We start from the raw sequence: 12,725 nt of genomic DNA on the forward strand, positions 1-12,725 counted from the left end.
GTCATTAAAAAGGTTCGCATTAAGGAGTATTTAACATGAGTGAACGAAGTAGTGAATTACTGGCGCTTTATGAGGCTCTGATTGCGCAGGTTAAATCAGAATATTTGTCTGATAACTCTATGACTGTAAAGGAGTTATATAAAACGGTTACCACGAGTAAACAGTTCTTAGTACTCAAGGAACAAGCCAAAGAGAATGAACTGGCATTAGTTGAACAATTTTTAAAACGTGACATCGCTAACTACTTACAAGAGAAAAATGCCCACGACTTAGGTCATAGCCCTACAGTTATCGCTGTTGAAAATACCCTGTGGCATTGGTTAAGTGAAATCACCGACCGTAGTCAAGTTGAGTGGCATGAAGTCGCACAGGACTTTAAACACCAAGGTGTGTACCAAAGCGGTGAAATTGTTGGCCAAGGTATCCTAGTTTGCACCGGCTGTAATCACGAAATGAAAATAGAGTTTCCCGGTGTGATCCCTGATTGTCCGCAATGCGACAGCGAGGAGTTTATCCGTGAAGCACTAACGCCTTAATTTTATCGATTAACAACCGGTTTCAGTGGTCGTATATTGTGGTTTACTGGTTTCATTGGCTTGTTGGTATCGGAAGTAGCAGAGATCGTCAGAGACTCTGCCGTTTCCATTGTCGTCATAGCCGATGTAAGTGAAGTGGATGCCTTGGTATTCGATGACAAAAATGTCATCGAGATCTAACCATTTTTCGATGTCGGTATTATCAAGGTAGCCACGCAGTAGACGGGTGTCGATATTGCCATCACCGTCGACATCAATATCGAGCAAGTCACTGCGACCAGATACCGCCTGGGTGGTTAGGTTTGCCATCTGTGATTTAGCATAAACTAAGCTATTGGCGGTTTTGGTGCTCGCTTGGATTTGGTTTATCGCTTCTATGCGTGCTTCAGTGCTTAAACCGATAAACTTGGGGGCGGCGACAATGGCTAAAATGGCTAGAACGACAATAACCACGACTAATTCAATGAGGGTAAATCCATTTAACTTCATGTGACAACAACTTCTCTTCTATTTTATTTTTCGGCGCAGCGACACCAAGGTAGCACTGATTAACATCAGCATAGACAGCAATAATATCGGCCACTCACCCAGGCGGGTAAAAACGGTTGTGCCGCTAACCAAGGGCACTGTTGCGGTAAGCACACCGGTTTCAAACTGAGGCAGCTGGTGGGTAATGTTTCCCTGTTCATCCACCACAGCAGTGACGCCATTATTGGTTGAACGTAATAGGGGTCTACCAAACTCAATCGCGCGCATTTGCGCAATTTCCATATGTTGAAGTGGCCCATTGGAACTACCAAACCAAGCGTCGTTTGATACGGTCATTAATAAATTTGTTTGCTCAGTTAAATTGGCGCGGACTTGCTCTGGAAAGGCAATTTCATAACAGATAGCCGGGGTTAACTGGTAACCTAAAGCGCTGAGGTTAGGCTGCTGGTAATCGCCGCGGGCGAACGATGACATGGGTAAGTTAAAAAATGGTGCCAACGGTCGTAAAATATCTTCAAATGGCACAAACTCACCGATGGGCAACAAATGATGTTTACGGAACTCGTTGGCCCCATCGCCAACATAACTGGCATCAATCTGTTGTTTTTGGTCGTGATTGCCTAATACGATCAACGAATTGTAGAAGTCGTCATCTCTGTGGCTAATAATGCCGGTGATAATGGCGCTATTATTGAGATTGGCCACTTTATTGGCATTGTCCAAAAAGTCCTTCACCATATATTCGGGCGCGGGAATCGCAGCTTCTGGCCAAATGAAAATATCCGTTTCGGCTAAAGACTGGCGCGACAAATCCATGTATTTGACCATGGTTGGCCAAAGTGCATCCGGTTCCCATTTCATGCTTTGGGCGATATTGCCTTGCACCAATGCCACATTGACACTGTCACCATTGCGACTAATGGGGTTTGTTTGCACCACTGCATAGGTCGATAAAGTTAATACCGCGGTGATGGCGATAATAGGTTTAAGTTGTTTTTGCGCCACCAAGGCGAGGGCGCCGGCAATCAAAGCGATGAGATAAGTTAGTCCCAATGCGCCGATAATACTGGCCAGTGGTGCCAACGGGCCATGGGTTTGGCTATATCCGGCCCATAACCATGGAAAGCCAGTCAATACCCAGCCGCGAGCCCACTCGAGGACGACCCACCAAGCCGGAAATAACAGCAGATTGCGCCAGGTACTGCTATATGCATACCTTTGGGTGAGGTAGCCTGCTAATGCTGGATAAAGCGCCAGATATAGCGCTAACAGCGCCATCAGCGCCATCGATGCAATCAGTGGCATACCGCCGTAGTCGGCCATACTGACATGCACCCAGCTTATGCCGACACTGAAACACCCAAAGCCAAAGCTGAGCCAATACTTAAATGCAGATTTAGACGGCAGCGCCTGGCTATGGTAAAGCGCGGTGGCCAAGGCAACGATGTATATGGGCCAATAGCCATAGGGAGCAAAAGAGAGCGCCGTACTGGCACCGATTAGATAGGCAAATAAATAATTAACGATTGGATGTATGCCTGCGAGGCGGCTGAATAATCCCATGGGCTCTCTTGTAAAGCTGTGGAGATAGAGGCTCTATTGAGCCTCTGTTTCTTGCGGTTGTACTTCTGGCAGTTTAACTCTGAGCTGAATTAACCGGCGAGTGTCAGCATTAATGACTTTAAATTCAATCCCCTCAATGGTGATTTTCTCATTGCGTGCGGGTAAATGGCCAAACGCATGGGAGACTAATCCACCAACAGTATCGAACTCTTCGTCACTAAACTCAGTATTGAATGCTTGGTTGAAATCTTCAATAGGTGTTAATGCTTTGAGCATATACACTTGCTTGCTGATCTTTCTGATTTCGGTTTCTTCCGCAGAATCGTGGTCAAACTCATCTTCGATATCACCGACTATCTCTTCAAGAATGTCTTCAATAGTGACTAGACCTGAAACACCGCCATATTCATCAACCACAATGGCCATATGATAGCGTTGCGAGCGAAACTCTTTCAGTAGTACGTCGACACGTTTGCTTTCAGGCACCACAACCGCTGGGCGGATGACTTGGCTGAGCTCAAAAGGCTCGTCGGTGTCTTTAAAACCATATTGGATGAGATCTTTAGCTAGCAAAATGCCTTCAATGTGGTCTTTATCCTCATTGACGACGGGGAAGCGTGAATGTGCTGAGCTGATCACCGTTGAAATAAGCTCTTCAACTGTGTTGTCTATTTTTAGTGCTACAATCTGCGCGCGTGGGATCATAATGTCTCGCACGCGCAAATCTGATACCTCTAAAACACCTTTAATCATTTCGCGAGTATCTTCGGTAATGACTTCACGTTGCTCTGCATCGTGTATCACTTCCACAAGCTCATCGCGACTTTGAGGTTCGCCCTGGAATAACTGACTTACTTTTTCTAACCAGCCCTTCTTCTGGGCGTTGGTACTCGGTGGGATATCGTCACTCATAATATTCTCTTGGTCCGTAGACCAACTATTGTTCCTTATATGGATTGTCAAAGCCTAGTTGCTGAATTAAAAGGGTTTCTAATGATTCCATTTGTTCAGCTTCATCGTCTTCAATATGGTCATACCCTAGCAGATGCAAGCAACCATGTACAACCATGTGCGCCCAATGTGCTGTTAGGGTTTTACCTTGTTCTACTGCTTCATTTTTAACCACTGGCGCGCAGATTACAAGATCCCCAAGTAAGGGAATATCGATTTCTGCAGGCGCTTCAAATGGAAAAGATAACACATTAGTGGGTTTATCTTTGCCACGATAGCTGTGGTTTAATGTTTGACTTTCTTGCTCATCAACAATGCGAATGGTTAACTCTGCATGTGCCATGGTATCTCTGAGTGCGGTTTTGACCCAAAGTTCAAAACTTTCACGCTCAGGGAGTTGCCCATCGTCATAGGCATATTGCAGATCTAAATCCAGTGTCAGCTTAGGCGTCATGGGCTGCAGACTCGGCTTGTTTGTACTGACTTTCGCGCTTGGCTTTTTCAGAGGCGAGCTGTTGCTCATGTTCTTCATAAGCCTCGACGATACGTGCAACCACTGGATGACGGACGACATCTTTAGCTTGGAAGAAATTGAAGCTAACTTCTTCAACCTTATTCAATACTTCTATTGAATGTCTTAGCCCCGACTTTTGATGCTTAGGTAAGTCAATTTGGGTGATGTCACCGGTGATGACCGCGCGTGAATTAAAACCAATACGGGTTAAGAACATTTTCATTTGCTCAACCGTGGTGTTTTGGCTTTCATCAAGAATAATAAAGGCATCGTTTAGGGTGCGGCCGCGCATATAGGCAAGCGGTGCGACTTCAATGACGTTACGCTCGATGAGGCGCTCCACTTTTTCAAAGCCGAGCATTTCAAATAATGCGTCATACAAGGGACGTAAATAAGGGTCGACTTTCTGACTTAAATCACCCGGTAAGAAACCCAGTTTCTCACCAGCTTCAACTGCAGGTCTAGTGAGCAGAATACGGCGTACTTCCTGGCGCTCTAACGCATCAACTGCGGCAGCTACAGCGAGATAGGTTTTACCTGTGCCCGCAGGGCCAATACCAAACGTAATATCATGACGCACAATATTGGCGACATAATCACTTTGATTGGGATTGCGAGGCTTGATGACACCGCGCTTGGTCTTAATATATAGCTCTTTATCATCACGAGGCGTTTCCGCTTCCAATGCAACAGCTTCTTGTATCGCTATATGTACTTTATCTGGCTCCAAATCTGGTGTAGAGCCTTGTACTGGCTGAGTCTCGATATAGAGCTGCTTCAGTAAGTTATTTACCGTTAGGCAATTTCTTGCTTGACCAACAATTTGGAAGTGATTGTTACGATAACTGATTTCAACGCCGATCCGGCGCTCAAGCTGCTTTATGTTGTCATCAAATGGACCACAAAGTGAGGCGAGCCTGCGGTTATCTGAGGGCTCTAGGTATAAATTCAGCGTAGTTAACTTGTTTGACAAAAAAATTGCTCCAAATGATTTGTCATAGTGTCTGTCATTACAGTTTACGAGCCATGTCGCGCAATTGCTATTGCTATTTTGGCCTGACGCAGGAACTGAGCGAAAAATGGCGGCACAATGCCGCCATTTTTATTCCATTAACTGATAGGTTAAGGGGTAAATTGAGTCACGCCTAGGTCATCATCTTTTTTGTGTTTTGCCAGGATGTCTGATGGGCGCAAATCACGACGTAAGTCCATCTCATCTTCACCACGAATAAACTCGCCACGTAAAGAGTTGGTGTAAACATCAACAATTTCAACATCCACAAAGCTACCAATGTGTTTGTGGGAGGCTTCAAAGTTCACCACACGGTTGTTCTCTGTGCGGCCACGCAGCTCCATTGGATTTTTAATTGAAGGGCCTTCAACCAAAATACGCTGCACCGTGCCCAGCATTTGACGGCTGTAACGCATCGCCTGTTGAGTAATGCGATCTTGCAGTATCGCTAAACGCTCTTTTTTCTCTGCTAGAGACACGTCATCGGGCAGGTCGGCCGCGGGCGTGCCTGGACGAGCGCTATAGATAAAGCTAAAGCTATGGTCAAATTGCACGTCTTCAATGAGTTTCATGGTGTCGGCAAAGTCTTGCTTTGATTCACCAGGGAAACCAATAATGAAATCCGAGCTAATCAGAATATCAGGTCTGGCTTTACGCAGGCGGCGAATAATCGACTTATACTCCAATGCCATATGGCCACGCTTCATCTGGGTCAAGATCAGATCTGAACCAGACTGTACTGGCAGATGAAGGAAGCTGACTAATTCAGGGGTGTCTTCGTATACATCGATAATATCTTGAGTAAACTCAATTGGGTGGCTGGTGGTAAAGCGAATACGGTCAATACCATCAATGGCAGCGACATAACGCAGTAACTCTGCAAAGGTGCAGATGTCATCATCGTGAGTGGCACCACGATAGGCGTTGACGTTTTGCCCAAGTAAGTTAACTTCACGTACGCCTTGCTCAGCAAGCTGTGCAATCTCTAAGATAATATCATCCAGTGGGCGACTCACTTCCTCACCACGCGTATAAGGCACAACACAGAATGAGCAGTACTTACTGCAACCTTCCATAATTGACACAAACGCGCTTGGGCCTTCTGCACGAGGCTCAGGCAGGCGGTCAAATTTCTCAATTTCAGGGAAGCTGACATCAATAACCGCTTTGCCGCCTTGCTGAATTTGGTCAATCATTTCAGGCAAACGGTGCAAGGTTTGTGGACCAAAAATAAGGTCAACACATTGGGCTCGCTCTTTAATCGCTTTACCTTCTTGTGACGCAACACAGCCACCAACACCAATAATAAGGTTAGGATTCTTATCTTTTAGTGTTTTCCAGCGACCAAGCTGGTGGAACACCTTTTCTTGCGCTTTTTCGCGTATAGAACAGGTGTTGAGCAGTAATACATCTGCTTCTTCAGCTTCTTCAGTCAAGGTGTAACCTTGATAATCATCTAGCAGGTCAGCCATTTTTGATGAATCGTATTCGTTCATCTGACAGCCCCACGTCTTAATATGGAGTTTTTTGCTCATTACTCTTGCGCCACTAGTTGCAACCATGGAAAAAATAGCGCGATATTCTACCCTTTCGATGGTTGACTGACCAGCTTTTACGCTCAGTAAACGCTAAATTACTCGGTTTTGATTGGTTCAACACCAAGTTTAACTGCTAGTGCATTAGCTTGATTATTGTCTGGATTCAGATAGTTGGCAGCAAGTGCTGTTGAACTTCTGCGCGCAAATTCAATAATTCCTTGCTCAACTTCCCAACGCTGCAATGCTAATGTTTCCTGGGTATAGCTGTATAAGGCATAATTAACCGGATCACGATACGTGACAGTGATGGTTTCCATTGCGGCGGGTTTCATTTCTGCATGAGCTGCAGTTGATAGTGTCGCGGTTAAGAGTATCATTGCCATTGATAACGACTTTGCAACTGATTTCATCTGTCTCTCCTTAACAGGTCGAACTTCGAATGAAATCCTAGTGTAAAGCAGTAAATGAAGTGTTTTATGTTGTCATTGTAAATAAGTGTGAGATATGACGGTATAGCAACATCTTCTGACTGATTGAATAATTTTGACATATTTTGTCCCTGTGGAGATAAATGAAGGTGAGCCAAGCATTGCAAAAAGATGTAGTCGTTGTTGGTGGCGGCATGGTTGGAGCTGCTGCAGCTATTGGTTTGGCAAAGCTCGGTTTATCCGTCGCGGTGGTTGATGCATATCGCCCACAGGCCTATGAGCAAGAACAAGCTTTAGACATTCGTGTTTCCGCCATTAGTGTGGCATCTGAGCGGCTTTTGGAGCAATTAGGTGCAATGCCCTACTTAGCAAAGATGCGTAAGGCACCATACCGAGGGTTAGAAACTTGGGAATTAGATGGTTGCATTACCCAGTTTCATGCAGACCAAGTAGGCTCTGCCCACCTTGGGCATATTGTCGAAAATCGCCTTATTCAATTGGCATTGTGGCGTTGCTTCGAGCATGACTTAGATATTGAACTGTTTTGTCCATCTAAAGTTGACACTATAACGGCATTACCTGATGGCGTTTTGCTCACGCTGGACGACCAGCGTAAATTGCAGGCTAAGCTGCTGGTCGGTGCCGATGGTGCTAACTCTCAAGTTCGTCAGTGGGCAAATATTGGATTAACAGGTTGGGACTACGGTCAGAGTGCCATGTTAATCAATATTGCGACTGAGGTTGAGCAGCAAGATGTTACTTGGCAGCAATTTACGCCAAATGGGCCGCGCTCGCTGCTGCCACTACCCGGTAAACATGCGTCATTAGTTTGGTATGACGATGCCGCACGAATCGCCCAATTGGCTAACTTGTCAAATAGCAGTTTAGCCCAGCAGATTACGCAGCATTTTCCAGATCGTTTAGATAAACAATTTACCGTGATTGATAAAGCCAGCTTTAAATTGACGCGTCGCCATGCGCAATCTTATTGTGCTGAAAATTTGGTGCTGGTAGGGGATGCGGCCCACACCATCAACCCGTTGGCAGGCCAGGGGGTTAATTTAGGTTTTAAAGATGTGGCTGCCCTCATTACGATGGTCGAGCAGGCGATAAAAGTGGGCGAGCCTTGGTGGGCGCTGAGCCAATTAAAGCAATATCAGCAAAGTCGCTATTTTGACAATCAGCTGATGATGTCTACCATGGACCTATTCTATGCCAGTTTCAGTAATGATTTAACGCCACTTAAGTTACTGCGTAATAGCGCGTTAAAGTTGGCGAATATTGATGGCCCTATCAAGCGTAAAGTCCTCAAATATGCCATGGGGTTAGGCTAGGAAGCCGATATAAATTACGTGATAGTGCGAATCCCTTGCTAACAGCCTTACATAAATAGCCCTCGAACAAATCAACATTTGACCGAGGGCTTTGATAACCTTTTGCGTGTGCTGTTGATGAGAACGCCTAACCATCCCATTTTCGATGCGCCAAGAATTATGTCGCCGAATAATTTTTATCCCAAAACCTTTCATTAGTTTCTGCTAAATCTCGCCACTTTGTTTATTTAGGCGACAACTAATTTGTTGCTAACTAGATTGAGTGCTAAAATGCCGCGTTTTATTGCCTCTGATACTAAGAGAATTTGCGCTGTTATGAGTAATATTAAGTTAATTGTCGGCCTTGCCAACCCTGGTGAAAAGTATGAGCGGACTCGTCATAACGCTGGCGCTTGGTATGTGAATGAACTGGCGAGAACATTAGGGGCAACGTTAGTGCCAGACAGTAAGTATTTTGGCCTTACTGCTCGCGTGACCTTGCAAGGAAGAGATGTTCGGTTATTGATTCCTACCACCTTTATGAATCTCAGTGGTAAATCAGTAGCTGCATTAGCCAACTTTTTTCGTATTGAGCCTGAAGAGATTTTAGTTGCTCATGATGAGCTTGATATGCCCCCAGGCGTGGCTAAATTTAAACTTGGTGGCGGCCACGGTGGCCATAATGGTTTGAAAGATATCATTGCAAAATTGGCTAATAACAAAGGTTTCTATCGTTTGCGGATTGGCATAGGTCACCCAGGTGACAAGAATCTAGTCAGTGGTTTTGTACTGGGTAAAGCCCCTGCAACTGAGCAACGCTTTATTGATGAAGTGGTCGATGAAGCGGTACGAGCGACTGAAATATTATTTAAAGAAGATATGAGTAAGGCAATGCACAGGTTGCATTCCTTCAAAGCGGGTTAAATAAGCAAGGCTATTGCATTGCGAAGTCTTCGGCATTATGCCGTTATTAATTGATTAAAGGTAAAAATATGGGTTTTAAATGCGGCATCGTTGGCCTGCCAAATGTGGGTAAATCGACTCTGTTTAATGCATTGACAAAGGCGGGTATCGAAGCTTCAAACTTCCCGTTTTGTACGATTGAACCAAATACTGGTGTGGTGCCAGTGCCAGATCCACGTCTTGAAGCGTTAGCTGAAATTGTTAACCCAGAACGCGTGATGCCAACAACCATGGAGTTTGTTGATATTGCTGGGTTGGTAGCGGGTGCATCAAAAGGTGAAGGTCTGGGCAATAAGTTTTTGGCCAATATTCGTGAAACTGATGCAATCGGTCATGTTGTTCGTTGTTTTGAAGATGACAATATTGTTCACGTGGCAAACAAGGTATCGCCAGCTGCAGATATTGAAGTGATCAACACTGAGTTGGCACTAGCAGATTTAGACTCTTGTGAGCGTGCTATTACCCGTCAAGCTAAGAAAGCAAAAGGCGGTGACGCTGATGCTAAGTTTGAAGTTAGCGTACTAGAGAAAATGCGCCCAGTGCTAGATGAAGGCAAAATGCTGCGTTCAATGGAGTTATCAAAAGAAGAGCTGGAAGCAGTACGCTACCTTAACTTTTTAACGTTAAAGCCAACAATGTACATAGCTAACGTCTCTGAAGATGGCTTTGAGAATAACCCTCACTTAGATGCTGTTAAAGCTATTGCTGCCGAAGAAAATGCGGTTGTTGTTGCAGTGTGTGCGGCTATCGAATCTGAATTAGCAGAAATGGATGCAGAAGACCGTGATGAGTTTATGGCTGATCTTGGTCTAGACGAGCCAGGTTTGGATCGTGTTATTCGCGCGGGTTACCAATTGCTAGACTTACACACCTATTTTACCGCTGGTGTAAAAGAGGTCCGTGCTTGGACAGTTCGTGTTGGTGCCAATGCGCCACAAGCTGCTGGGGTGATTCATACTGACTTTGAGCGTGGCTTTATTCGTGCTCAAGTGATGGCCTACGATGACTTCATCACCTATAAAGGTGAGGCCGGAGCGAAAGAAGCGGGTAAACTGCGAGTAGAAGGTAAAACTTACATCGTCAAAGATGGCGATGTGATGCACTTCTTATTTAATGTCTAAATAAAAGTGCCAAATTGACGGTTTTTCGTCAATAATAGTAACGGTTCAGTCGCAAGGTTGGACCGTTTTTGTTTTATGGAGCGTGCTTTTAAGTAGGTTTGTGCTGGCATATGGCGTTATTTAGCCGATATTTGCCCATCTGCTGTTCACTTTGGTGAAGTTATAGCCGAACAAGCGAGATAGTTTAAAATAGCGAAAAAAAGCTGTTGACCTGCATACGTTGAATAAGCATAATACGCCCCGTTCCTCAGCAAGAGGGGCGTGAAACAAATGATGGCAATGTAGCTCAGCTGGTTAGAGCACAGCACTCATAATGCTGGGGTCGCAGGTTCAAGTCCCGCCATTGCTACCATCTTCTTTTAAAGAAGCATCTAGACAGATGTAAAATGTCAACTCCGTGCGGGAGTGGTGGAATTGGTAGACACGCCAGATTTAGGTTCTGGTGCCGCAAGGTGTGAGAGTTCAAGTCTCTCCTCCCGTACCATTATTAATGTCATTGATGACATATCTATGACATGAAAAGTTAGATTGGGGTATCGCCAAGCGGTAAGGCACCGGGTTTTGATCTCGGCATTCCCAGGTTCGAATCCTGGTACCCCAGCCACTCTTTACTACTTCTCAAAAAGCTTTTGGGGTATCGCCAAGCGGTAAGGCACCGGGTTTTGATCTCGGCATTCCCAGGTTCGAATCCTGGTACCCCAGCCATTTTTATATGGTTTATGTGGCAATGTAGCTCAGCTGGTTAGAGCACAGCACTCATAATGCTGGGGTCGCAGGTTCAAGTCCCGCCATTGCTACCATCTTCTTTCATGTGTATTACTGAATTGAAGCATCTTTATCTTGATGAGAAACAGATAACTCCGTGCGGGAGTGGTGGAATTGGTAGACACGCCAGATTTAGGTTCTGGTGCCGCAAGGTGTGAGAGTTCAAGTCTCTCCTCCCGTACCATTATTAATGTCATTGATGACATATCTATGACATGAAAAGTTAGATTGGGGTATCGCCAAGCGGTAAGGCACCGGGTTTTGATCTCGGCATTCCCAGGTTCGAATCCTGGTACCCCAGCCATATTATCTTGGTATAGATGTAAAACAGTACCAGTGCGATATTGCAGTGCGGGAGTGGTGGAATTGGTAGACACGCCAGATTTAGGTTCTGGTGCCGCAAGGTGTGAGAGTTCAAGTCTCTCCTCCCGTACCATTATTGCAATAAGAGGTTCATCGCTGATGAGCCTTTTTTGATCGCCAAGGGCAGTTTGTTGTCCCATCTTGACCGATGTAAAACGTCAACTCCGTGCGGGAGTGGTGGAATTGGTAGACACGCCAGATTTAGGTTCTGGTGCCGCAAGGTGTGAGAGTTCAAGTCTCTCCTCCCGTACCATTATTACATACAAAAAAGCCTGTCTTAATGACGGGCTTTTTTGTATGTAAAATCCATCGTATATAGATTCATTTTGCTTATACCAATCAGTATAAGAATTTGATCTACTCAGCGCGCTTTAGGCAAACTAATTCAAGGCGAATAATTGAAACAATAGTTGCTCCCTTGTGAAATTATTCAACGGAGAAGTAGGCAGCCTAAAACGCGCCAGAACGGCGAGTTTTTGCGCTTCTGATGCTGTGTTAACGAGCTTAACCGTAGAACAACTATGCTCTTCACTCGTTGCCTTGCCTCAGAAGCGCTAAACTCTCGCTGAGTGACTAAATGTTTATACTGATTGGTATCCATTGTTGCAAAGGCGCCGTGGCATATCTGCTTAGGCTCATCTAGTTGCAAGCTGGGTATTGTGTTAGCATAACTCTTTGTATTACAAGGAGTGTATATTTTGAATCTAAAAACTCTATTCTATAGCTGTTTGCTGTTTTCTCTGTCGGCAATAATACAAGCTGCTCCGGCCAAATTTGACGTTAACAAAAACATTAAACCAAAATCTTCCGACCGCTATATTCTTGCGGTTCACAAAGAGATCGAAACCAATAATATCGGCTTAGAAAAAACGCGTTATGCCATTTTGGAAGGCATGCTAACCACCAAAGGCTTTGCATGGGTTTATGATGGTGAAGGAGACGGTTACATATTGGCGCGCTTTGATTATCGTGGTGATACTAATGTGATGCGAATTGAATACGATGAATCATTAGTACAGCTCAAGTACCATCAAGCTCTAGGGGATTATCAGTGTAAAAATCTAGTGGATGATATTTGCTACAAAAATGGTCGTGGCTATTACAACTACATTAAAAATTTGCGCGTTAGCATTGCTAAACAAATTCAGCGGCGATAAGGAAGCAAGACC

General features: G+C 44.9%; 12 protein-coding genes and 9 tRNA genes. 14 read left to right on the top strand and 7 right to left on the bottom strand.

The genetic code is table 11. From position 1 onward, the window contains the following. The first annotated feature begins 35 nt into the window (after positions 1–35). Positions 36–536 carry a zinc ribbon-containing protein gene (locus ACHUFW_RS16895; protein ID WP_394204630.1) on the top strand — a complete coding sequence of 167 codons (501 nt, stop codon included), beginning with the start codon at positions 36–38 and terminating at the stop codon, positions 534–536. 9 nt (positions 537–545) lie between these two features. On the opposite strand, the gene ACHUFW_RS16900 is transcribed toward ACHUFW_RS16895, so the two are convergent. The 7 genes from ACHUFW_RS16900 to ACHUFW_RS16930 form a co-directional block, all read right to left on the bottom strand. After that, positions 546–1,025, bottom strand: a complete 480-nt coding sequence (locus ACHUFW_RS16900; RefSeq protein WP_394204632.1) for a prepilin-type N-terminal cleavage/methylation domain-containing protein — start codon at positions 1,023–1,025, stop codon at positions 546–548. Between the two features lie 18 nt (positions 1,026–1,043). Beyond that, positions 1,044–2,588, bottom strand: a complete 1,545-nt coding sequence (gene lnt, locus ACHUFW_RS16905; protein ID WP_394204633.1) for an apolipoprotein N-acyltransferase — start codon at positions 2,586–2,588, stop codon at positions 1,044–1,046. A gap of 33 nt (positions 2,589–2,621) precedes the next feature. Beyond that, positions 2,622–3,500: a CNNM family magnesium/cobalt transport protein CorC gene (corC, locus tag ACHUFW_RS16910; RefSeq protein WP_394204635.1), complete on the bottom strand. Its 879-nt coding sequence runs from the start codon at positions 3,498–3,500 to the stop codon at positions 2,622–2,624. A 25-nt stretch (positions 3,501–3,525) separates the two neighbouring features. Continuing rightward, the gene (gene ybeY, locus ACHUFW_RS16915; protein WP_394204637.1) at positions 3,526–3,993 is read right to left on the bottom strand and encodes an rRNA maturation RNase YbeY; all 468 of its coding nucleotides are present in this window, start codon (positions 3,991–3,993) and stop codon (positions 3,526–3,528) included. Beyond that, on the bottom strand, positions 3,983–5,026 hold the full coding sequence (locus tag ACHUFW_RS16920; protein ID WP_394204639.1) for a PhoH family protein: 1,044 nt from the start codon (positions 5,024–5,026) through the stop codon (positions 3,983–3,985). Before ACHUFW_RS16920 ends, ybeY begins: the two co-directional genes overlap by 11 nt. A gap of 149 nt (positions 5,027–5,175) precedes the next feature. Next, on the bottom strand, positions 5,176–6,600 hold the full coding sequence (gene miaB, locus ACHUFW_RS16925) for a tRNA (N6-isopentenyl adenosine(37)-C2)-methylthiotransferase MiaB (protein ID WP_394204641.1): 1,425 nt from the start codon (positions 6,598–6,600) through the stop codon (positions 5,176–5,178). Between the two features lie 98 nt (positions 6,601–6,698). Next, positions 6,699–7,013, bottom strand: a complete 315-nt coding sequence (locus ACHUFW_RS16930) for a hypothetical protein (protein ID WP_394204643.1) — start codon at positions 7,011–7,013, stop codon at positions 6,699–6,701. Between the two features lie 161 nt (positions 7,014–7,174). Between ACHUFW_RS16930 and ACHUFW_RS16935 the strand changes: the two genes are divergently transcribed. The 13 genes from ACHUFW_RS16935 (at position 7,175) to ACHUFW_RS16995 (ending at position 12,713) form a co-directional block, all read left to right on the top strand. Beyond that, complete coding sequence (locus ACHUFW_RS16935) at positions 7,175–8,365, top strand: FAD-dependent oxidoreductase (RefSeq protein WP_394204645.1); 1,191 nt, start codon at positions 7,175–7,177, stop codon at positions 8,363–8,365. Positions 8,366–8,680: 315 nt separating this feature from the next. Continuing rightward, a complete protein-coding gene (gene pth / locus ACHUFW_RS16940; protein ID WP_394204647.1) occupies positions 8,681–9,268 on the top strand; it encodes an aminoacyl-tRNA hydrolase in 588 nt (195 codons plus the stop codon). Positions 9,269–9,336: 68 nt separating this feature from the next. Next, a complete protein-coding gene (ychF, locus tag ACHUFW_RS16945; protein WP_394204649.1) occupies positions 9,337–10,428 on the top strand; it encodes a redox-regulated ATPase YchF in 1,092 nt (363 codons plus the stop codon). Between the two features lie 275 nt (positions 10,429–10,703). Next, a tRNA-Met gene (locus tag ACHUFW_RS16950) sits at positions 10,704–10,780 on the top strand. Between the two features lie 47 nt (positions 10,781–10,827). After that, positions 10,828–10,912: transfer RNA gene (locus ACHUFW_RS16955), tRNA-Leu, on the top strand. A gap of 45 nt (positions 10,913–10,957) precedes the next feature. Then, a tRNA-Gln gene (locus ACHUFW_RS16960) sits at positions 10,958–11,032 on the top strand. Between the two features lie 26 nt (positions 11,033–11,058). After that, a tRNA-Gln gene (locus ACHUFW_RS16965) sits at positions 11,059–11,133 on the top strand. Between the two features lie 18 nt (positions 11,134–11,151). After that, positions 11,152–11,228 (top strand) — tRNA-Met (locus ACHUFW_RS16970). A gap of 64 nt (positions 11,229–11,292) precedes the next feature. Further along, positions 11,293–11,377 (top strand) — tRNA-Leu (locus ACHUFW_RS16975). 45 nt (positions 11,378–11,422) lie between these two features. Further along, positions 11,423–11,497, top strand: a tRNA-Gln gene (locus ACHUFW_RS16980). 47 nt (positions 11,498–11,544) lie between these two features. After that, positions 11,545–11,629 (top strand) — tRNA-Leu (locus ACHUFW_RS16985). A gap of 95 nt (positions 11,630–11,724) precedes the next feature. After that, a tRNA-Leu gene (locus ACHUFW_RS16990) sits at positions 11,725–11,809 on the top strand. A gap of 445 nt (positions 11,810–12,254) precedes the next feature. Next, positions 12,255–12,713 carry a hypothetical protein gene (locus ACHUFW_RS16995; RefSeq protein WP_394204651.1) on the top strand — a complete coding sequence of 153 codons (459 nt, stop codon included), beginning with the start codon at positions 12,255–12,257 and terminating at the stop codon, positions 12,711–12,713. The last annotated feature ends 12 nt before the right edge of the window (positions 12,714–12,725 follow it).

Source organism: Shewanella waksmanii, assembly GCF_043643685.1.
GTDB lineage: Bacteria > Pseudomonadota > Gammaproteobacteria > Enterobacterales > Shewanellaceae > Shewanella > Shewanella waksmanii_A.

Coding starts and splice junctions, on each gene's coding strand:
- ACHUFW_RS16895 (WP_394204630.1), top strand. CDS start 36: ATGAGTGAACGAAGTAGTGAATTACTGGCGCTTTATGAGGCTCTGATT.
- ACHUFW_RS16900 (WP_394204632.1), bottom strand. CDS start 1,025: ATGAAGTTAAATGGATTTACCCTCATTGAATTAGTCGTGGTTATTGTC.
- lnt (WP_394204633.1), bottom strand. CDS start 2,588: ATGGGATTATTCAGCCGCCTCGCAGGCATACATCCAATCGTTAATTAT.
- corC (WP_394204635.1), bottom strand. CDS start 3,500: ATGAGTGACGATATCCCACCGAGTACCAACGCCCAGAAGAAGGGCTGG.
- ybeY (WP_394204637.1), bottom strand. CDS start 3,993: ATGACGCCTAAGCTGACACTGGATTTAGATCTGCAATATGCCTATGAC.
- miaB (WP_394204641.1), bottom strand. CDS start 6,600: ATGAGCAAAAAACTCCATATTAAGACGTGGGGCTGTCAGATGAACGAA.
- ACHUFW_RS16930 (WP_394204643.1), bottom strand. CDS start 7,013: ATGAAATCAGTTGCAAAGTCGTTATCAATGGCAATGATACTCTTAACC.
- ACHUFW_RS16935 (WP_394204645.1), top strand. CDS start 7,175: ATGAAGGTGAGCCAAGCATTGCAAAAAGATGTAGTCGTTGTTGGTGGC.
- pth (WP_394204647.1), top strand. CDS start 8,681: ATGAGTAATATTAAGTTAATTGTCGGCCTTGCCAACCCTGGTGAAAAG.
- ychF (WP_394204649.1), top strand. CDS start 9,337: ATGGGTTTTAAATGCGGCATCGTTGGCCTGCCAAATGTGGGTAAATCG.